This window comes from Quyinboa sediminis, from assembly GCF_042219855.1.
Taxonomy (GTDB): domain Bacteria; phylum Bacteroidota; class Bacteroidia; order Bacteroidales; family UBA5342; genus JBHJHP01.
In genome coordinates this window covers 188,318-208,551 of the sequence record NZ_JBHJHP010000007.1, presented here as the reverse complement: position 1 = coordinate 208,551, position 20,234 = coordinate 188,318, and the positions used below count along the sequence as shown (strand labels likewise).

General features: G+C 35.7%; 18 protein-coding genes. All 18 read right to left on the bottom strand.

Features of this window, described 5'->3' with window-relative positions; all coding sequences use genetic code 11:
- Window positions 1-231: 231 nt before the first annotated feature.
- Complete coding sequence (locus tag ACE1EF_RS16390) at window positions 232-978, bottom strand: glycosyltransferase family 2 protein (protein WP_375721774.1); 747 nt, start codon at window positions 976-978, stop codon at window positions 232-234.
- A gap of 175 nt (window positions 979-1,153) precedes the next feature.
- Complete coding sequence (locus ACE1EF_RS16385) at window positions 1,154-2,551, bottom strand: LruC domain-containing protein (protein WP_375721773.1); 1,398 nt, start codon at window positions 2,549-2,551, stop codon at window positions 1,154-1,156.
- A 42-nt stretch (window positions 2,552-2,593) separates the two neighbouring features.
- The gene (locus tag ACE1EF_RS16380; protein WP_375721772.1) at window positions 2,594-3,778 is read right to left on the bottom strand and encodes a glycosyltransferase; all 1,185 of its coding nucleotides are present in this window, start codon (window positions 3,776-3,778) and stop codon (window positions 2,594-2,596) included.
- Window positions 3,779-4,325: 547 nt separating this feature from the next.
- On the bottom strand, window positions 4,326-4,784 hold the full coding sequence (locus ACE1EF_RS16375; RefSeq protein ID WP_375721771.1) for a putative colanic acid biosynthesis acetyltransferase: 459 nt from the start codon (window positions 4,782-4,784) through the stop codon (window positions 4,326-4,328).
- 70 nt (window positions 4,785-4,854) lie between these two features.
- The gene (locus tag ACE1EF_RS16370) at window positions 4,855-6,018 is read right to left on the bottom strand and encodes an acyltransferase family protein (RefSeq protein ID WP_375721770.1); all 1,164 of its coding nucleotides are present in this window, start codon (window positions 6,016-6,018) and stop codon (window positions 4,855-4,857) included.
- A gap of 480 nt (window positions 6,019-6,498) precedes the next feature.
- On the bottom strand, window positions 6,499-8,538 hold the full coding sequence (locus tag ACE1EF_RS16365) for a right-handed parallel beta-helix repeat-containing protein (protein ID WP_375721769.1): 2,040 nt from the start codon (window positions 8,536-8,538) through the stop codon (window positions 6,499-6,501).
- A 68-nt stretch (window positions 8,539-8,606) separates the two neighbouring features.
- Complete coding sequence (locus ACE1EF_RS16360; RefSeq protein ID WP_375721768.1) at window positions 8,607-9,506, bottom strand: glycosyltransferase family 2 protein; 900 nt, start codon at window positions 9,504-9,506, stop codon at window positions 8,607-8,609.
- Complete coding sequence (locus ACE1EF_RS16355; RefSeq protein WP_375721767.1) at window positions 9,503-10,051, bottom strand: LbetaH domain-containing protein; 549 nt, start codon at window positions 10,049-10,051, stop codon at window positions 9,503-9,505. The genes ACE1EF_RS16360 and ACE1EF_RS16355 overlap by 4 nt, the downstream gene beginning before the upstream one ends.
- Window position 10,052: 1 nt before the next feature.
- Window positions 10,053-11,036 (bottom strand): nitroreductase family protein, encoded by a 984-nt coding sequence (locus ACE1EF_RS16350; protein ID WP_375721766.1) that lies wholly within the window; start codon window positions 11,034-11,036, stop codon window positions 10,053-10,055.
- An 8-nt stretch (window positions 11,037-11,044) separates the two neighbouring features.
- Window positions 11,045-12,187 carry a polysaccharide pyruvyl transferase family protein gene (locus tag ACE1EF_RS16345; RefSeq protein ID WP_375721765.1) on the bottom strand — a complete coding sequence of 381 codons (1,143 nt, stop codon included), beginning with the start codon at window positions 12,185-12,187 and terminating at the stop codon, window positions 11,045-11,047.
- A gap of 9 nt (window positions 12,188-12,196) precedes the next feature.
- Complete coding sequence (locus ACE1EF_RS16340) at window positions 12,197-13,330, bottom strand: glycosyltransferase (RefSeq protein ID WP_375721764.1); 1,134 nt, start codon at window positions 13,328-13,330, stop codon at window positions 12,197-12,199.
- On the bottom strand, window positions 13,320-14,447 hold the full coding sequence (locus ACE1EF_RS16335; RefSeq protein WP_375721763.1) for a glycosyltransferase: 1,128 nt from the start codon (window positions 14,445-14,447) through the stop codon (window positions 13,320-13,322). The genes ACE1EF_RS16340 and ACE1EF_RS16335 overlap by 11 nt, the downstream gene beginning before the upstream one ends.
- A 36-nt stretch (window positions 14,448-14,483) precedes the next feature.
- Window positions 14,484-15,002 (bottom strand): acyltransferase, encoded by a 519-nt coding sequence (locus ACE1EF_RS16330; protein ID WP_375721762.1) that lies wholly within the window; start codon window positions 15,000-15,002, stop codon window positions 14,484-14,486.
- Between the two features lie 32 nt (window positions 15,003-15,034).
- Window positions 15,035-15,805, bottom strand: a complete 771-nt coding sequence (locus ACE1EF_RS16325; RefSeq protein WP_375721761.1) for a glycosyltransferase family 25 protein — start codon at window positions 15,803-15,805, stop codon at window positions 15,035-15,037.
- 38 nt (window positions 15,806-15,843) lie between these two features.
- A complete protein-coding gene (locus ACE1EF_RS16320) occupies window positions 15,844-16,785 on the bottom strand; it encodes a glycosyltransferase family 2 protein (RefSeq protein WP_375721760.1) in 942 nt (313 codons plus the stop codon).
- Between the two features lie 43 nt (window positions 16,786-16,828).
- Complete coding sequence (locus tag ACE1EF_RS16315) at window positions 16,829-17,755, bottom strand: glycosyltransferase family 2 protein (RefSeq protein ID WP_375721759.1); 927 nt, start codon at window positions 17,753-17,755, stop codon at window positions 16,829-16,831.
- A 35-nt stretch (window positions 17,756-17,790) separates the two neighbouring features.
- A complete protein-coding gene (locus ACE1EF_RS16310) occupies window positions 17,791-18,780 on the bottom strand; it encodes a glycosyltransferase family 2 protein (protein WP_375721758.1) in 990 nt (329 codons plus the stop codon).
- Window positions 18,773-20,227: a lipopolysaccharide biosynthesis protein gene (locus tag ACE1EF_RS16305; protein WP_375721757.1), complete on the bottom strand. Its 1,455-nt coding sequence runs from the start codon at window positions 20,225-20,227 to the stop codon at window positions 18,773-18,775. Before ACE1EF_RS16305 ends, ACE1EF_RS16310 begins: the two co-directional genes overlap by 8 nt.
- Window positions 20,228-20,234: the final 7 nt, after the last annotated feature.

Genomic DNA, 20,234 nt, shown 5'->3' with positions numbered 1-20,234 from the left:
TGTTTTTTGGTTTTAAAAGAGATTTTGGTTTTTCAGACGCTGAATGTCTAAATAATCAATGAGAGAATTGATCACGGTTAAACCGGATCTAAGGTTCAGAACTGAAGATTCAGCTTTGGAAAGCGTGAATTACTCAAAATGATGTAACGACCCACTATTTTAATATAAACTGACAGGATAATTCAGTTCGGTTCAATTGTAGAATCTGAAGTTTCAGGAATACCCTGACTATTAAATGAAAAACTGGGGAATTTTTGATATATTCTTCGACAACAATACAAATACTGGAAAAGGCAGTTTATTGCTGCGCATAGCTCTAAAGTCTTCGGAAGATTTACGTATTATGTTTCTAAGGCCGTTATTGCTGGTTCCGCCTATCCGCATTTTAGTAATGATATTGGGTACATTGACGATTTTAAGGGAGGTGTCTTTAAACACGCGCAGGATAAATTCATAATCTGCCGATATCTTATAGTCCAGGTTAAACTGGCCGTGTTTATCATACACTTCGCGCTTCATAAATACGGTGGGATGGGCCGGCATCCAGCCACGCTGTAACTTGCCCGGATGAAAGGGTTCACTCTTCCACGTGCGGATGATGCGTTTTTCCTGATCTTTTGAAACATAAACCAGGCCACCATATATGACGTCTGCGCCACTTAATTTAAAGGTTTGATTGATCTGTTCAAGGGTTTTCTCATCCCATAATTCATCATCAGCGTGCAGAAAACCGATAACATTCCCTGTGGCATGACGAATACCTTTATTCAGTGCATCATATATGCCTCTATCCGGTTCAGAGATAACCCTGGATGCCCGGGTAGGTTGCCTGCGGATTAAATCCAGTGTACTGTCACTGGATGCACCGTCTATAATAATATGTTCCACTCTGGGATGACTTTGACTGTATACCGAATGCAGGCAATCTTTAACTGTATCCATGCAGTTATAGGTCGCTGTAATGATTGAAAATTTCATAATTTAAAATTTTAATGAATTCAAATGAGAGTATGATAACATTGCATGTTAAGAATGCGCTTTACCCCTCTTATATTTTGTGATATGAGAATTTTATGGCGTTTTTCGGAAGCAGGATAAGGAGCTCCATCCACAACTTAAACAGAGGAGGATGGAGCATTATAATTATTCCGGTTTACCAGACTTTACTGCTTTCAGGATGTTCATACCAGTCTGTATTGCTGGTTCCGCCGGATGTAGCCCAACCTTCAAACTCAGGAAAAGCCTGTAATACATTGATATATTCCAGTGGCCAGGTGATGTCTGCCCCCACATATATGGCCCATGGCAGGTTACTGCTGGTGATGTAGTAGGTATCCTCTGACGGAACAGAATAATCATCCCGGGTACCGAACAGGCTTGAATTCATCTTATCCGTTGGGGCCTGGTTTCTCAGGTGGATTTCAGTGGTCCGGTCCTGGTTTTTGGTCATGAAAAAGTTCATGGACTCGCAGTTTAAGCTGTTCACCTGGATGCTTGTCAGATCTTTAAACCAGAAATTCAGTTCAACCCGTTTCCCAATACCGTTATTCCCGTCACGCTTTGTATTAAAGGCCCAGTCACCCGCCGGATCCTCCTGTATGATCACATCGTCTATATTATCTATAGCCATTACAACTACTTTATCACCCTGACCTTCTTCTACAGGCAGGTTATCAGGATTGGGCACTTCCGGTAATACATAACTCCAGTCGCCATCGGGACATTCAACGATGGCTTTAGGCTCATATACAATTTTTTTTACGGTAGCCCCACTCAGATCATCCTTTGAAATTTCTGGCAGCCAGACACCAAAACCATTGTCGTAACCGGCACCGGCAGCTTTCACTCTTAACAGAAGCTTCATGAAGAATACCTTATTATTGCCTTTCGTGACATAAATCACACCCACCCGCATTACCAGATCGTTGAAGTCATAGTCACCTTTAACCGGCCAGTTATCTTCAAAAAGCAGGGTTCCATAACTTTTTCCATCCGGACTGAACGAGGTATAAGCCCCATTTTTATTATTAGGGTAGTCGTCCAGATCATCCGGCACACCGTCACCATCTGAATCGGTTATCTGCATTGTTATGCTTTTACTTTCAATGGCATTTTCATTAAAGGTAAAGGCTATTTCTGCATCAGAAATGGTAAATGTTTTTTCCATCCGGTTGCCTGAAGGGAACGTACACATCACGCTGAGTGAGGTTTGACCGGAGGCAATACTCAGTTTATCCACAAACATAATGTTGTTGCCGGCGCCACCGGATAAAATCTCATCCCCGTCTTCATTCCGGATGGCGATTTTAGAATAGAACCCGGGATTGTAGGAAACTGCGTCAAATGAGAAACTGACGACTTTTGTAGTCTTCCATGTGAACTCAGGGGAGATATCCAGGCTATCTAAAACCGAAGATGTTTCTGTCCCCCGTTCAACGGGAACGATTTCCTTGGATTGCGTCTCGCATGCAAGCAGGAGCGTCAAATAGACAAGCATTCCTGCCGGAACAATCATATTTCTGATTGTTGTAATGAACTTTTCTCGTTTCATGTCACTAAAGATTTAAATGATTTCTGTGGTTTTATAAATGATCTATTGATCAATGGTTGAATTATGGAGAGCTGTAAACAAATGCTCCCAGTGAGAGATGATGGTTGACCGGTCGAATACCTTAACTTTTTGCCTGGCTTTTGCTGCTACGCGGTCCAGTTGTTTGGTATCATTCATCAGGCCTGTTACCAGTTTTTTTGCTGTTTCTTTGTTATAGGGTTTCGGAATAATAACACCATCCTGTTGATGTTCAATAATATCGTATACAGCGGAGTAACTGCCATAAACCACCGGGACCACTCCAAAACTCATACCCTCGGTGATTACCAGACCAAAGCCTTCAAATTCGGAGGTTAAGAGAAGAAGTTTAGCCTTTTCGTAGTACGGTGAAGGATTCCGGTTGCCTGTAAATTCCACACGTTTTATCTGTCTGTTTTCAACATAGTGCTGCAGGTCTGCTTTCTCATTGCCATCCCCTGTGATGCTTAACCGCCAGTCAGGATAATCATTATAGATGTCCTCCCACAATTCAATAATCCGGTGAACCCGTTTCTGATAAAAATCCAGCCGGCCGACATAGAGGATCAGGTTTTCTTTTTCTATCGTTGTTTTGCCTGATGGCGTCAGTGTGTTGAGGTTGGGGATGAAGGATAGTTTTTCCGGATTTTTTATACCTGTAAATGCTTTAAACGATGATTTAAAACTCTCTGAAAGCAGCACGTACCGGTCGCTCCGGCGATACACATCACGCATGCTCCATTGAATGAAAGCCCGGGTTAACCAGCGCTTTGCAGGATAATAGGCCCTGTTTTTTATACTGTTTTGCTTTGATGATTGCATGGCCGCTTCAATGGATGCTATCCTCGCATTTTTATCCGGTGTATTGTGAAGCACTGAAATCAGCTTACACGGTTTACTTCCAATAGCGTTTTTACATAAGGTGGTCACGTAATATGGCAGACACCACTGGTTAATAATGATATCCATGGCCTTTGTGTCGATCAGCGATGAAAGCAGTTTGGTATTCCGGGATCTCCAGACCGGATATGATAAGGCGATCAATCTGACGGATGCGTCCAGTTTAAAATGCGCGTCCACGGTTTCCTGTTCAAAGGATGCAATCCAGACGTGATGCCCTTTACCCGTAAATTCATTGGCAAGCACCCTGGTCACACTTTCAACACCACCGTAGCCGGGGAAAACCCCAGTAAGAAAAAGGATGTTCATGTGGAGGGGACAGTTTTTTAGCTACCGACTTTATATTGCATTGGTCTTAAATGTTTGTCTTTCGTCATTACCAGGCGATGCACTGAGCCTGGTCGAAGTGAGCCTGAATGCTTTTAACTTATGTTATTGTTGTTTTACGACGAAGTAATCTTATTCAATTGGTTAGGTGTCCTTAAATATGGGATTGCTTCGCTACATTTTATTCCGCTCGCAATGACGATTAACCCGGTAAACAATAACGTACAATAGTATCCGTCATTACGAGGCATATGTAAGGATCTACAAATTGATTCTAATATGTTTTAATGCCGACGTAATCTTATTCCATTGGTTATGTATCCTTAAGTATGGGATTGCTTCGCTACATTTCATTCCGCTCGCAATGACGATTAACCGGTAAAACAATAACGTGCAATAGTATACGTCATTACGAGGTGTGCGTTTGGACTTACAAACTAAAGTGGGGTATTTTTTACGACGAAGTAATCACTTTAAATTTATCCATTTCATATATTCCCGACTTTCTGACCCTTCACGCCTTGTGACTTTATGACTTATTACTTATTTTTCTTGATTTTATAAATTTTGCAGGATTGCCAGCAACAACAGTCCAAGGATCTACATTTTTAAACACAACGGCTCTTGCACCAACTACGGCACCCTCTCCAACGGTTACACCAGGGCCTATAAATGCATCGGCAGCTACCCAAACATTATTTTCAATAGTAATTGGACGTGTAATCAATGCATGAGACTGTTTTGAAATATCATGCGATGCTGTACATAAAAATGCTCCTTGTGAGATCACACAATTATCTTTAATAATTACTTTCGCTTTGTTATATATTTGCGTGTGTGGACCTACACAACTTGCTTTCCCCATTTCTAAATTCCAGGGCGCAAATATTTTAGCAGATGGATAAACCAAAGAACGAATTGGTATTTTTGAACCAAACATCTTCAGTATAATATTTCTTGGATACCTTAATGTCGTTCCAATCATCATCCTGAATACTGTTGCGTTTATTACATACCAAAGCAGCCGTTTTAAATGCTTTGGTTTTGATTCCTTATAATTAGATAGATCCATTAATTTGTACCAATAGTCTTTTAACTCTATTATTTTCTCGAAGTCTTGTTGTAGGTACTTCAAAGAACTTATAAATAAGAATTGAACCAAAAATTGTTAATATCCAGTAAGTATTATATTTTAAGAAAACAATAATGTATATATTGTCATTTAAACCAGTCCAGGGAATCTTGTTAATTATATTAGTTTGAATAACTGATAAATTCAATAAGTACATTGAATATGAAATTAAACTTACTGTTGTAATTCCTTTATATATTATTCCAGTCCCAGATTTTAAATCACTTAAGTATGGAAGAAGAAAAGCTGTTGCAATTGAAGTGACTGAAAATGAAATAACACAACTGTAAAATCCTGTATATGTTATTACGTTTTGTAAAAATAAAGTTTTATTTATAATAAAAATTATTAAACCTGCAATGAATAGTTTTTTTTTGTTTTTTAACCATCTGATATTCATGTAATATTGAATATAAGCACTAATAACACCAAACATTAAACTGTCTAATCTTGTAAATACCTGCTTTCTAAATAATAAATCCCATTCATAATGTGATTTTATATCGACTGATGAATATTTTATGAATCTGAACAATAAAACCATAAAAAGAACTGAAATAGCTATAATAAGTATCGCATTCTTTGATTTAATATTAAAAAAATGCATTAAAGAAAAAATGCAGATAGGCGTTATTAAATAAAACCATTCTTCTATGCTTAAACTCCAGGCTTCAGGGAAAAAATGAGGATGTGGGTGAAATAAATTTTGCGCAAAAATAAAATATCTTTTTGTTTGCAAAATTGAAAATTCACTATCGAAAGCAAAACTAAAACCGATTAATAAAAACAATATCAGAAAATAATTTGGCAAAGTACGGAACCATCTCCTTATCCAAAAGTCTATAATTAATTTTTTAGTCGGTTTATTTTTATCGAGTAGTTTTATTAAAATACCACCAATTAAAAAGCCACTTAGAACAAAAAATATTGAAACTCCATCGAAAATGATTATGTTATGTATTGTTTTTAGTGATGGAGGGAGGATATATTGACCATGTTCAATAACTACGAATAGGATTGCAAGAGCCCTTAGAATGTCAAGTCCGTATAACCTATTTTTACTTAAGTTTATTGAAAAAAGTTGAATCATAATTCTACAATCTTTCTAGTGGTTAGTAATTAAACTCTTTCTGCGATTTTATTATTAATAAGACCCTAGTGACTATTTTAATATCTGAATTAACATATTTTTTCAAATATCGAAGAGTCGGAATTTTGTCTACATCACCATTTTAAAGCACTGTAATTTTAATACTCATATTATTGTCTGCCAATATCCTTTAACCAGATATTACCATGTAATCTCATTCAAGCTAAAGTTTAATTATTTAATGATGTTTTTTCATAGTTTTTACAGCCTCATTGTTTTAACCTACGGTTAAATCGCTAAAAAAAGGCATAGGCAATGTTAAACCCAACTACTGACAAAAGGTAATGATGAATGAAAATAATGACAATTACAAAAACGTTGTGCTAAATAAATAATTTCAATCTTTGTGAACTACAATCTTTTAAGGCTTTTAGACTCTTATGACTTTCTTGATCCTACCAACTGTGTGCCCCTAAACCCCTACCTCAATAACACAAACTCACAATCCCTATTTACCTTAATATCGTACGCTTTGCCGGGAATAAAGTTTCCAATGTTATTCACCCAGCCGCTGGTGCTATCATAATAAAGTCTGTTTGCCGCGTCATCCCTGACTTCCACCAGGCATCCCTTGTCTCTCAGCGCTTTTAAAACGGTCAGGGCATCCTGTGGGCTAAGTTTATTGTAGGGCAAAATATTCCAGCCTTCACTTAGGTTTACGCTTAAATTGCCTTCAACAGGCAGGCCCACTGTTGTAAAATCGCAGGTCTTGGCCACCTTAATTTTATAACCCTGGGTCACTGACAGTTCACCAATGTTATTGACCCAGCCTTCTTCGTCACTAAGGTATTCGATGGCATTGCCTTCCTGATCCATAATTTTAACCAGGTTATCATTGGTTAAGGTATCAAACACAAAGTTAAAATTCATGTTGCCCGGAACCACCCTGAAAGAGAAATAGTTCCAGCCCGGGTTAAAGCGCACAACAAAGGTATCTTTAGCGGGTGGAACATAGGCCGTTTCATACTCAATGGCTCCAATATCCGGTAACCCATCACGTACTTTTCCGAAAAAATCTCTTGTTAGCCCAATATCTGCCCCTGCATTAATAGCCGGAGAGCCTTGCTTAAGGCGGAAATTGTTGAAGAGTGTATCAATAAATAAGGGGTCTGCATAAATTGTATTATTTGTTATTGCTGCAAAATCTTCATAAGTCATTAAGGCACTATCAACATACCCAACATTTGTTGGGGTTTGAGAATAAATGATGTTATTATACAATTGAAGCGAATCATTGTGATATGCGTCCACAGCATATGATCCTTTATTTCCTGAAATAATGTTGTTTAGAAACTTATTTTTTCCTTTAGTTCCATCAACTACGGAATAACTACTTGAATTAAATAAAGTATTGTTGAAAAAAATATTACTACAATGTGTAACAGGATCACCCCCGCTCACACTATTTGAAACTATATGCGTTTTGTTGTCATAAAAAAGATTATTGTAAACCTTATTTCCATAATGACCGTCAGTAGTTCCACCAAACCTGAATGCACATACATCTGCATGACCAGAAAAGATGTTATTATAAAACAGATTGCTATCGCAATGATAATAATAAATGTCATTGTCTCCAAAAACATCTATTCCGGCATTTCCGTTGTTTTGAATTACATTATTGTAAAACTCACACCTCGAAGATGAAGCCCAGCCAACACCATAAGTTTCAAAATTTGTTTTGGTATTATTACTGAAAATATTATTGTAAATTTTAGAATCATAAACTCCCTGAATATAAAGACCTGCAGTATTGTGAGTTGATACATTGTTATAAATTTCAACATAGCGTATGGCTTGATGCCATTTATAGTTTGAATATAAAGAAATACCTGTTACTCCATTATCGTAAATGGTATTATTAAATATCCAAATGCTATCTCCAGCTCCCTCTCCGGGAGGCAAGTGATCGGTATCTAACTTTAACTCAAAAATAATAGGGTTTCTATTGTCCGTGAAATAATTATTGCTTATGCGCACATTTTTCCGATTAATTAAATAGATAGCTGCCCCTGAATTGTTGATAAAATCACAACTGTCAACTATAATATTCGAAGTAGTCGAAATCCATGGATCTTTTATGGCTCCACTTGTTGCCCCAGTGAATTTAATATAAGAAAAACTTAGATAGTCCATCCAGTTACCTAAATTAACAAGCATATCAACCGAATTATTTCCATCAAATACAGGTTTAGCGCCAAATCCATAAGCTGAAAAATTAAGACTGTCCCTTGGTATTTTTATTGATTCACCTACCCATGTATCACCTCGCTTAAAAAGTATTGAATCACCGCCATCAAACGAATAGCTATTTATTTTACTTAGCGTTTCCCAAGCCGTTTCGGGCGATAAGCCATCGTTGTTATTCGAGCCTCCCGAACTACTTATATAGTAGTTTGTGGCAAAGCTGTTTATTGTTAGAAAAAAAGTGAAAAGGCTAAGATATAATGTACGCTGCATGATATTGTTTTTAAGTTTGGCGAATAATGCATAGAGCTAATGTCTAACATGAGCTAGCATAAAGACATTTAATCCAATTGAATGTTGTATTTTTTTTTAAGGTATTTTTTGATTTTAATTTGATCAGTACCACACACCTTTTTAATTTCAAAGAGCTTGGCATCCACCAGGGTGCGGTACCACCAGCCTTGTAAAAAGTGCCATAAGAATCCTTCTTTGCCCTCAAGAAAACCCAGCTTAAGAATGTAGCGGTAGATAAAATAAGCAAAGGCTCGCCAGAAAAGCGGTTGTTTGGCGTATTTTAGTTTTTTATTGCGTTTGGCTTGCGCCTGCTCGCTTAATTCGCCAATAGCTTTTTTGTTTCCTAACAGGTTTAATTCAAGGTCCAGTAAATCAATGGCCTCACGAATGGCATAGCCATTGTGTTTCTGCGTCCACCACCCTAGAGAATTTAAGTTATGGTCGGCAAAGGGATGCTTAAATTTTACACTTTTCCCTTCTGATAATACAATATGTTCATCCATATTCCTTACTTCAGATCTTCCCTTTTTATACTTGAAAAGCCGCATTAACTCTATTCTTCCTGTTCCCCTTTTAATCTCTTTTTCCAGAAATATACGGCGCAATGGCATTATTATTCCATTGACGTCCTCGGGTAGCGGATACAATTTACTATTGATTTCATCGATCAATTCTTCAGATAAATACTCATCGGCATCCAGTCTGAAAATCCATTCATTATTAATTGGCAGGTTATCTAAGGCCCAATTAAATTGTATTGCCTGATTTAAAAATGGATTCTGGTACACTTTTGCTCCTAATGATTTAGCTATATAAATTGTATTATCTGTTGAGTAACTATCAATTACAAATACTTCCCGTGCAATTAACTTTATGGAACGAATGGCTCGTTCAATATGAATTTCTTCGTTATATGTTAGAATAATTGCGGAGATATTCTGCTTCATGATAATTTATCTTTAATAATCCTTTTCTTGATAAATTTAGCGGGATTTCCTCCAACCACAGTCCAGGGTTCAACATCTTTAAAAACTGCAGCACGTGCTCCAACAACGGCTCCTTCTCCAATGGTAACACCAGGGCCAATGAATGCATCTGCTGCAATCCAAGAAAAGTCTTTTATTATTATAGGGGCACTGATAAAGGGCTTATTAATATATGAGATATCATGTGATCCATTACATAAATAAGTACCTTGGGAAACTGTAACTTTTGAGCCAATATTAATTTTGTCGAGATGTAATGCTACATAAGGACCTAAAACTGAGTAATTATGCATCGTTAAATTCCACGGAGCAAGTATATTTACTGAAGAATATACCATTGATCCTTTCCCAATTTTGGCTCCAAACATTTTTAGCATCCATATCCTCCAGAAATTCAATAATCTAGAAGTAAATGGTTTGAAAAAAAAGAATGAGAAGAAAATCCAAATTTTACTTAATAGCTTTTGTTGGATAGAAATATTATCAATATATTTTGCAGCTTTCATCTTAATATATATGTAAAAAGTGTTCTAATGGATATCTTTTTGATAAAGCAATTTGAAATGAATCTGGAGGGATTCCGCAACTTATCATCATGATAAATACCTCTGAATTTTTAATACCACATAATTTTCGTAGTTCCCTATCTTTCTTAATTGAAAAATTACAATTTAGTGGACATGCAGCTATTTTCATGAAGTGAAGAGAATACAATAAATTCATTGCAAACATTCCACCATCTATCCACACCTGATGACGTTCGAAAACACCATGAGAAATACCTAGCTCAGCCGTTACAACAATTAATTTTTTGGCAAGATGACCAAAGCCCCTATTTCCTCCTTGTAATTTGAGTATTTGTTTAACTAAAGCTCTGTCAGAATATATGTACACTCTTGATCCTTGTCTGTTACAAGAAGATGGTGTATTTCTGCTTAAATCTACTGCTGCATTTATTGTCTCAATAGGTACTTCTTTGTCAGAATAGTTTCTTAAACTTTTTCGTGAAGAAGAAAAGATGTCAAATGAACTTCTATTATGTTTAAAGTATTCCTTTTGAGTTGATTGGATTTGTTTACTAACTTCTCTGATATGAGTTTTCTGTCTGAAAATATCAATTTTTTCAACTAATGTTTTATCTAATTTATAGGCGTTGTCTTCATGAAATTTCAGATATTCATTCACTACCGAAGCTGCATGCCTAAGCTGTATATCGTAAAAACCATACTTGGAGACAAATTCATTACAGTTTGAAAGAAGTGAAAGCAAATTATTTCTACCGAAGCCTAATCTGGTTTCTGGCATTGTGAGTCCTTTTTCAATAACATGATATTCTTCTGTGATTCTTGCAATTAATTTTGTCTTAGTTGAAGTTTTTAATACCCCTGAGTGCACGACATAATGCCAAAAATCATAACAATACTCTGGAATTAAAATGATTGGAATTAATATGGGTATGAATTTTTTTATAATAGTTTTTAGATTAAGCATAATTACTTTTAGTTAATTGATTCAAAAAGGAAATTAATAGATTGTTTTCTAAGTTCATTTAATTTTACAATGGATTTCGTAAAATCACAATCTGTTACGTGGATTTCGGAAAAATCCGAAGGTTTAGTTATTATCCTGTTTTCAAGCTTCAATGATTTCAATAAGCTTAATTGTCTGCTGTTGTTCATTTTCCTATTGTTGATGACAGTGTAAAATGGTCTTTCAAAATTAACTGAAAAGGCAGTTCCATGAAAGGAGTTAGTTATTACAAAAGAAGCATTCATAAACAATCCTAAAAATTCTGCCGGACCAGCATCAAGCACATTTTCAATTTTTTTAGAGTTATCCGGAGGTGCTGCTTCTTTACAAATTCTAATAATTTTATAACCTTTTAATTTTGCTATTTTCTCTGCAAGTTTTATTGCAATATCAGATTTTGATAGCATATAAAGTAACAAATAGTTGGGCTCAATTTTTTGCACTTTTGCATATAATAACCATCTTTCACGATCAAGTAATAATGTCGGATCCAAAACAACTCTTGCCTCTAAACCTAGCTGTTGCTCAATTATTCTTTTACCATCAATTTCTCTTACACCAATTGCTGAAAATTTTGATAAACTATTTTTAAATCTGTATATTGTTTCAGGCGGCAAGCATTTTACTCCAAAACTGGAAGCATAGGAAACAGTTATTGCATTTTTAGGTGCAAAATTTAGAACATAAGGATCCAGTGAGGTATATGATGTTGGATTCCAAACCTGATCACTTCCTACCATGAATACGTCGTAGTTCCATTTTTCTTTAAATAATTTATCGATTGAATTAAAACAACGGTTAGAAAAATGTGTGTGATTTTTGTGATATAAATCAAATTTTTTGTTTCTTTCCTTTGATGGTTTTAGATATTTTATTGTTTTAATTTTAATGATTAGGGGATAAATTAATTCCTGAATCTTTTTCTTTACTCCAAGTTTTATCCAAGGTTTTGAGAGGCTCGTCCTTTCATAATTTTTATGTTTATAATACAAAAAATCAATTAATTCGGCATTATAACCAAGATCATTAAGTTTTTGTTGCAATGCAAAGGCTTGTAACTCCGCACCGTAATTATTTACTTTGACAATTGTTATTATTCCAATTTTTTTCATTTTGAAAACTTAAAATATAAAATCTGGTTTATTGTTATTCCCAATTATCCATTTATACAATTGTAACATTTTATAAGCAACTGAGCCGATGGAATAATTTTCCTCAACCAATTTACGACCATTCTTTCCTATTAATTTTAAGTCCCTGTTATCTAAGGAAAGTACCTTTTCAAAACATTTTAATAAAGGCTCCAGTCCAATATCAATCCACCAGCCGGCATTGTGGGAATTTAATTCTTCCCATGGCGTGCCTTTTGTTGTAATTACAGGTACACCACAGGCAAGTGCTTCTGCTACCACAATCCCAAAATTTTCGCTATACGTAGGCAATACAAACAAATCAGCACGGTGATAAGTTTCCAATTTGGCCTTATCGAACTGAGGACCAATAATCTTTATCTCATCCCCCAAATGTTTGCTATCGATTCTTTCCTGCAAAGAATTAATATATTCCTGCTCTCCATTTCCAGCAATTTCAATTTGCCAGTCTTTTTTTAAGGCTGGTGTAAGCTGTTCCCAGGCATCAATAAGTATTTCTATCCCCTTTTTGGGATGAATGCGCGATAAAAAGAGTAAGGTACGTTTCTCCTTTTGCTCTTTTAATGCCGGTAAAGGAAAATCCCCTAAGTCTATTCCGTTGGGTATAATTGCAATGGGATTCTTATATCCCAAATTGCGAATGTTTTTGGCCTCGGATTTTGCTGTAGCGTGTAAACATGCAGCTCCTGTCAGGTCGGCATGTTGAAAAAGTGCCATGGCTATTCTCTTTTTCCATTTTCCGGCATTAATCGCCCAGGGCTCCAACATGCCATGAGGCGAAATAATATATGGGATGTTTCTGTTTTTTGCGGCTTGTGCCATTGCATGAACAGGATATTCCCATAGACCATTACCGTGAAAAATGTCTGTATCTGACTTTCCAAATACCTTTGAAAAATATTTTGAATATTTTTTTATAAGAGGAAATGATCCCTTTACATTATAGATGCTTACTTTAGGATTGAGGGGCAAGGGAGTAGGAGATTCCAGACAGACCACTTGCGATTTTAATTTAGCATCTAAATGGTTTACCAATAATTGCAGGTAGGTGGATGTTCCACCACCATTTTTATCGATGGATGATATGACGTGACTAATGTTCATATTCAGAATTATTTAACCAGGGTGCAAGAGGTCTTGATCCCGCTTTATGGTAATGAAATTTTATTATATCCAGAAAATAGTCAGCCACTTTTTCCCCTGTAAGTTTGTTACAAAACTCAAGAATAGTCTTTCTCTCAAAGTTGTTTATTTCTTCTATCTGAGTGTTTAATCCTTTTACAAGACTTTTAATATTTCCACTTTTAAAGGTCATTCCAATCTGTTGGTTAATTAACAAAACAGATGCTCCACAATGGTCGCTGCATAGCACCCGGGTTCCTGCCGCAATGGCCTCGTTTACCACAGCGCCCCAGCCATCAAACCTGCTGGGAAGTACTAAAGTATGGTAGTTTTGTAATGAACTTTGGAGTTCACTATTTTTCAATACGCCTTTAAAGCTTACCTTATCACTTACATCAAGTTTTGTGCTTAAGGTCTTGTATGTGTTCTCATCACTTCCTGTACCATAAATATCCAATATCCAGTTCTTGTGCGATATTTGTGCCAATGCCTTAAGGAGAAGATCAAGTCCTTTTCGTTTAATTAATTGCCCAACAAATACAAAACGAAGAATGTCCGTGGGTAAGTTTTCATCCAATCTTTCAGGAGTGTTTACCGTGTACATAAATGGATAAAAACAAGATGGTTTCAAGCCATTTTCTAGATACCATGTTTTTGTATTGCTACCGGAGCCCAGAACCAAATCATAATGTTTTAAATAGCGTCTTTCAATTAATAAAGCAGCCAGTCTTCGTGTTAAAGCTCTTTTCCCATACATATTGAGTGATTCGGTGAGCAGAATTCTTTTAACAGGATAATTCCGGCTTAAATTAAAGGCATTATATACCATCGGAAAGGCACGGATGCCGGAGAAAACGTGATAGCTATTTGTGATTTCTTTTTCTAATATGTGCTTGATTTGTTCAATATTAGGAGAGAAAATGATTTTGGGACCATGGCTTTTGCTCAATGTGTTCTCCCATCCATTTTTTATAAGCGACTCAGGCAGGTCTTCCTGAACTACCAGAATAAAGTCACTCACTTTTTTGTTGCGGGCCAATTCAATCCAATAGGGTAACTTATGCTGACTCACAATATTTTCCCAAAAAACTATTCTCATTTTAAAGTGTAACAATCGTCAATAAAATGTAAATCATTAATTACTTAGAGGATCACAATTTTTTAATTTTCGTATTAATTTAGCAGGTACGCCACCAATTAACGAATAAGCTCCAAATTCTCCTTTTACTACTGCCCCGGCAGCTACAATGCATTTTTCACCTAGTTTTGTGCCAGGAAGAATAATCGCACCGGCGCATATCCAGCAGCCATCTCCAATTTCAATGGGTAAACTTATGCCTTCTCCGGCTACTCTTTCTCCTTGCAAATCTATTTTATGAGTCCCGGTGCCAATAAATACATGTGGTGCAATGTCCACCGACTTACCAATTTTTAAACCCGAAGCAGATAAAATGGTTGATTTATGTCCTATCCATGTATTTGCGCCTATTTCAAGATTCCCGGATCCTAATACGAATGCGCTGGAACAAATTTTGCAGTTAGTTCCAATGGTTGCTCCTGTAAACCTATACAACTTACGTTTCGTATTAAAAAGCCTGGTTTCCGGAAAGAGTTTTATAAACAGCCTTACAATATACAATTTAGTAGAATTCATTTTTTAGAAAATTGTTTGTCTGTAAAAGATATTTATCGATTTTTTAAAATATTCGCATAAGGCCTGAAAAGTCTGTTGTAGCGTGAAAATACCAAATCAAAGCTTAAAGTTACCAATCTGCAAAACTTAAATTTTAATACTGTAAAAAAAGGTCGGGTATTTAAGTGTTCCACATCCGATGTTGTGGAAGAACCAAAGCTATCCTGATCTTGAATGATCAAGGGTGGATTTATTGCATAGATGTCAATAATTTTGTGTTTGTGTAATCTTTTCCAGCAATCAGCTACGTCATTAACAGGATAGAGAACTTTTAACAATGCTTTGGCAGCTAAATTATTTAGTATGTATGAAGAAGTATAGTACCCGCTTTTGTATCTCCCAATTGTAAATTTATTATTCAATTTAGCTAGAACTTTTTGTTTGGTTTTTGCCGGAGAAAGCAAAATTACCTGAGGGAGGCTCTGATCAATAAACTGTTCTATTTGAGATAATATAAGCTCAAAGTTTTCGGGAATTATAACATCGTCTTCCAAAATGCATGCAAGTGAAATATTTTCGTTGGCTATTTTCCTGTAAATATTTATATGACTTAAGGCGCAGCCTATTTCTGAGGGTCCCAAAGGACGGCATTGATGCCTTAGGGCCTTTCTGTTATTATAGTTTGTAGCTAATTTTTTAGTTGATAAAGAAGAACCTAAAACACCGGTTATAAAGTTAAAGGGCGTGTTTAGCTGACTAAGTTGCTGTTGCACAAATTGGCGCCTTTCTTTATCCTTTTCAAGGTTAACTATTAAAATTTGCATTTTGGTGTATTTATGATTTAATCAGGAAATATAAATTCCTATTTTATAGCCTGATAGATTTTTAGGAGCAGCCTCGTGCCTAATAATTTACGAAATAGAATAAGTGCAATAATTTCCAGGTGTATCCGGGGATTAAGTGAGCATTTAATCATCCATTTTTCAAAATCCTGCATTTTTAATTTCGTTGCAGTCGATAAATAATTGGCATAAAGTGTACGGCTAGCTTTTAAAATCCCCTTTTGGGAAGCTTTATCCCAAAGGTTCGCATCATTAAGGGTACGAACGATGGATTGTTGTGTTCTTATACCCGATTCAATTTGCTCTAGATTACCTTTAAATTCACTTAAGCGATCGGCCTTATGAACCCTCAGGAAAAACAAAGTTTCAGGAATAAAAACCATTTTGTTTATTTCAGAGACAACTCTCACATGGTATTCCAAATCATCGCCAAACCCAAGCTGGGTATTCCAGTTAACATTCTTTTCCAGAGCTGACTTTTTCCATAAAGGGGCAGAGGTTTGCATTACATGCACTCTACCGCTACATAATTCATGTAGTAAATCAAGCTTTGATTCAAATGCTTCACCAATTTTAAAACCTTTATGAATGGTTTCTCCCATTAATCCATAACAGGAACAACCATCTGCATTGGTTTCGTGTATTTTTTTTATTTGAAGCTCTAATTTTTCGTGCATTAACTGATCATCTGAATCCAGAAATTGAATATAATCCCCCTTTGCCTGTTTTAAGCCATGATTACGGGCAGCACTTGCGCCTGCATTATCCTGCTTTATATAACGGATGTTAAACCCTTGCCATGTGCTATTTAACTGTTGGGAAACCAAATTTTCAGTATCATCGCTTGAGCCATCATCTACAATAATAATTTCAATGTTTTTATAAGTCTGGTGCAAACAACTGTTTACTGCCGAAATTATAAGATTACTTCGATTATAAGTTGGGATGATTATACTGACCATTATAATGGAAATAAATTTATTGTTGGCATAATACTTTAATCATTTAGAACCAAAGCTTCCCTTGCCGCTTATTGGCTTTACGGTTTTTATTAATTTGCTTTTTATGAGTTAAAATAAACCTGTAGGCATCAAGCAAATTTTTAGTTTCACTAAAATTTAGGGTTATCAAAGATTTTATAAATAAAAAGCAGTTTTTTACATGTCGATTTCTAAGGGCTGTGTTTATTTGCTTTTTCGAAAGGTTAATATTTAAATAGTACTCCATTAAGGACCTTCTTTCAATGTTCTTTTTATACAAAGCAACATTTCCGGCGTTTTCGCGGTCGTGATTCATAAAGGCCTGAGTGCAAATACCTATTTTAAAGCCATGATAATTTACCCGCTGACAATAATGCAAGTCTTCACCATAGTGGTAAAAGAAGGGATCAAAGCCGCCTACCTTATTTAAAGTTGCGATGGGAAGTAGCCATCCTGCGGCATTTACGTATTTCCCTTCATAAACCGGTTTTTCTCTTTTTAATACCAAGTCCTCCAAATATTCAGGAATCGCTATACTTGAAACGTAGTGTTTAAAATGTACATCAAGTTTCGTTCCGTCCCCATTCAAATGCACCGGACTTAAAATACCGTAAGATTTAATATCCGGCACGTTGAGCATATTTTGAATACAATCGGGGAAAAGATATGCATCCTGATTGAGTAAATACACATAATCGGCACCCTTGGTTAAAGCATATTTTATACCTATGTTATTTGCTTTGCCAAAACCTTGGTTTGCACCTGTTTTAATAATTTCAATATCCAGGAAATTACTTTCAATATATTCGATGGTGTCATCTTCTGAATTGTTGTCTACTATTACAGCAGATAATGGATAAGTTGAATTGTTAATCGAATCCAAACACTTCTTAATCCATTTTTTACCATTGTATGTAACTACAATGACAAATATTTTTAGTTTTCTTGTCAAAACAAAAAGTTTTTAATGCATTTGAATTGCGGTAATTATGCTGTAAGTTTTATTTTTAAAGCAAACAACTGTGCTGCCAGATTAAACAGAAAAGAATTTGTTGAAAGTAGTCTAAATTTTATTTTTTCAATACTACCAATATCATCTACGGGCAGATTTCTTAATTCCTGAAAGTTTTGTGTAAATAATTTTTTGAGTTCGATATTTTGTTTTTCTGAGTAGTTTTTTTGGTTTTGAATTGCTTTTGCTTTCAGGTAAAATAACGAAATGAAATACTTACGATGAAACTTTTCAATTACTTTCTTCTCCAACTTAATTTCCCTCATTTTATGGAGTAAATGAAGATTGGTCTTAACTGTTGAATATTGATAGTAACCAAATGATTTCGTGATCGCATTCGGATTATCCTGTCTGTAATAAAAGCGTGCATCTGAAAAAACAACCTTGTTGCAGTTCAGAAACCATAAGCGTTGTGCCAGTTCATCACTGTTAAATGCATCCGTTTTAATGCCGATGCGTTTTATTAATGCTGTTTTCCATAAGGCAAAGCCCGAAATCTGCCAGTCCAGACTATATATAAACGCATCGCGACCTGGTAGCTCTACATCCAGCCTTCCATTTAATCCTCTACTAATAACATTCTGTTGGCTACTTTCAAAATAGTACTCAACTACCGGTACAACTGCATCTGCATCGGTTTCAATGGCCTTGTTATATTGTTTTGATAGAAAATCTGGCGCAAATATATCATCCTGAGAAAGGTAACACGTGTATTCCGACTTTATAAATGGAAAAACGTATTTCCATGAATAAGGAACTGAACCTTCATTGGGTTTCGAAAAAACTTTTATTCTCTCATTTGTTCTGGCAAATTCATTTAGTATTATTAAACTTTCATCTGATGAACCATCGTCAATGCATAAAACTTCAAATTCCTTAAAACTCTGTTTTAAGATTGATTCTAAAGTTTGTTGTAAATATTTCACACCATTGTAAACCGGAATGAAAACAGAAATTTTACTCATCTTTATTCAAAAGTTTAACTTTTTCGCTAATTAAATTCCAAATCTCGGAAAGTTCTTCGAACTTTAAAAAACGGGCAATGCCCAGATAGATTAAGCTACCCATTATTGCGCCTATAAGCAATTGATAAAGTGGATTATTTGTAAAAAAGCTTGGCACTAATGCAACAGCACCTGCAAGCACCGCAGTCATAAAACAAGGTGCCAATAATTTAAGTTGTTTAAAAGTGCTTAGATCTATATATTTCCCAGTAAAGTTTGTGATAATTAAAAAGCTTAAAATCGTTGATATCAATGTTCCTAAACACATTACAAATACGCCAAAGGGAGCAGAAACAAACAATACAATAACAATAAGAAATTTGCTAACAAATTCGAGTTTTAAAATTAGGTCAGACCTCCCTTTTACGGCTAACAGATTAAGATTGATAGAACTGAAGGGTTGGAACATGTAGCTGAAGCAAAGCACCTGCAATAAAACTACAGACGGTAGCCACTTTTCAGTAAGTAAGAGCTTAATCAGTGGTTCACCTAAAGCTCCCAATAAAACCATTAGGGGAAACATAATAAATGCAAGCATCTTTAAGAGCTTCTGATAGTTTTTTACAAGTCGAATATGATCGTTTTGTATCTCGCTTAAAACGGGAAAGGTCACCCGCTGTATTACTGCTGTTAAGCTACTTGAAGGCAAGCGTACAAGTCCTTTCGCACGGCTGTAAAAACCTAGTTCATTGGCAGAGTATAATTTACCGATAACAACCTCATAAATATTTTCAAAAATGGAGGTTAATAATTCAGTTCCCATGATTTTTGAACTAAAGCCAAAAAGTTCTTTAAATGAGTTTAGGGAAAAAACCCATTTTGGTTTCCAATTGGAAAAGTACCAGAGAAAAAATGTGGTGAGAAAGCTTGATGCCAGACCTTGATAGGCCAGAGCCCACACACCATAGCCTAAATAGGCTAAAGTAATCCCGATGCTTCCGGATATAATTAAAGAAAGGATTGTGATTTTTGTTTGTGCTTTAAAATTAATTTTTATAGTAAGTAAAGTTCTTTGTATTGTTCCAAATGCTCCAATGATAATTCCTAAACTAACAACCCGTGTAATTTTTAATAATTGTGGTGTATCATAAAAATTTGCAATAGAAGGCGCGGCCACATAAATACCAACATATATAATGATGCTGGCAACAATATTAAAATAAAAAACAGTAGAGATATCATCTTCGGTTCTGTCAGTTTTACGAATGAGCGCAACACCAAAGCCAGCACCTATGAACACTTCTGATAGCCCCAAAAATATGGCAATCATCCCAATCAGACCATAATCTGAGGGAGCTAATATTCTGGCGATTATCACCCCAATTATGAATCGCATGCCACTGGAGGAGAAGGAGTCAATCGCACTCCATGTAAGTCCGTTTACTGTTTTTGTTTTAAGGCTTGTCATGTCAATC

Excerpts from the sequence above, each read along its gene's own strand:
- ACE1EF_RS16350 (WP_375721766.1), bottom strand. The coding sequence starts at position 11,036 with ATGCTTAATCTAAAAACTATTATAAAAAAATTCATACCCATATTAATT.
- ACE1EF_RS16310 (WP_375721758.1), bottom strand. The coding sequence starts at position 18,780 with ATGAGTAAAATTTCTGTTTTCATTCCGGTTTACAATGGTGTGAAATAT.
- ACE1EF_RS16335 (WP_375721763.1), bottom strand. The coding sequence starts at position 14,447 with ATGAGAATAGTTTTTTGGGAAAATATTGTGAGTCAGCATAAGTTACCC.
- ACE1EF_RS16320 (WP_375721760.1), bottom strand. The coding sequence starts at position 16,785 with ATGGTCAGTATAATCATCCCAACTTATAATCGAAGTAATCTTATAATT.
- ACE1EF_RS16365 (WP_375721769.1), bottom strand. The coding sequence starts at position 8,538 with ATGCAGCGTACATTATATCTTAGCCTTTTCACTTTTTTTCTAACAATA.
- ACE1EF_RS16355 (WP_375721767.1), bottom strand. The coding sequence starts at position 10,051 with ATGAAAGCTGCAAAATATATTGATAATATTTCTATCCAACAAAAGCTA.
- ACE1EF_RS16325 (WP_375721761.1), bottom strand. The coding sequence starts at position 15,805 with ATGCAAATTTTAATAGTTAACCTTGAAAAGGATAAAGAAAGGCGCCAA.
- ACE1EF_RS16345 (WP_375721765.1), bottom strand. The coding sequence starts at position 12,187 with ATGAAAAAAATTGGAATAATAACAATTGTCAAAGTAAATAATTACGGT.
- ACE1EF_RS16305 (WP_375721757.1), bottom strand. The coding sequence starts at position 20,227 with ATGACAAGCCTTAAAACAAAAACAGTAAACGGACTTACATGGAGTGCG.
- ACE1EF_RS16375 (WP_375721771.1), bottom strand. The coding sequence starts at position 4,784 with ATGATGATTGGAACGACATTAAGGTATCCAAGAAATATTATACTGAAG.
- ACE1EF_RS16330 (WP_375721762.1), bottom strand. The coding sequence starts at position 15,002 with ATGAATTCTACTAAATTGTATATTGTAAGGCTGTTTATAAAACTCTTT.
- ACE1EF_RS16385 (WP_375721773.1), bottom strand. The coding sequence starts at position 2,551 with ATGAAACGAGAAAAGTTCATTACAACAATCAGAAATATGATTGTTCCG.
- ACE1EF_RS16360 (WP_375721768.1), bottom strand. The coding sequence starts at position 9,506 with ATGAAGCAGAATATCTCCGCAATTATTCTAACATATAACGAAGAAATT.
- ACE1EF_RS16370 (WP_375721770.1), bottom strand. The coding sequence starts at position 6,018 with ATGATTCAACTTTTTTCAATAAACTTAAGTAAAAATAGGTTATACGGA.
- ACE1EF_RS16380 (WP_375721772.1), bottom strand. The coding sequence starts at position 3,778 with ATGAACATCCTTTTTCTTACTGGGGTTTTCCCCGGCTACGGTGGTGTT.
- ACE1EF_RS16340 (WP_375721764.1), bottom strand. The coding sequence starts at position 13,330 with ATGAACATTAGTCACGTCATATCATCCATCGATAAAAATGGTGGTGGA.
- ACE1EF_RS16390 (WP_375721774.1), bottom strand. The coding sequence starts at position 978 with ATGAAATTTTCAATCATTACAGCGACCTATAACTGCATGGATACAGTT.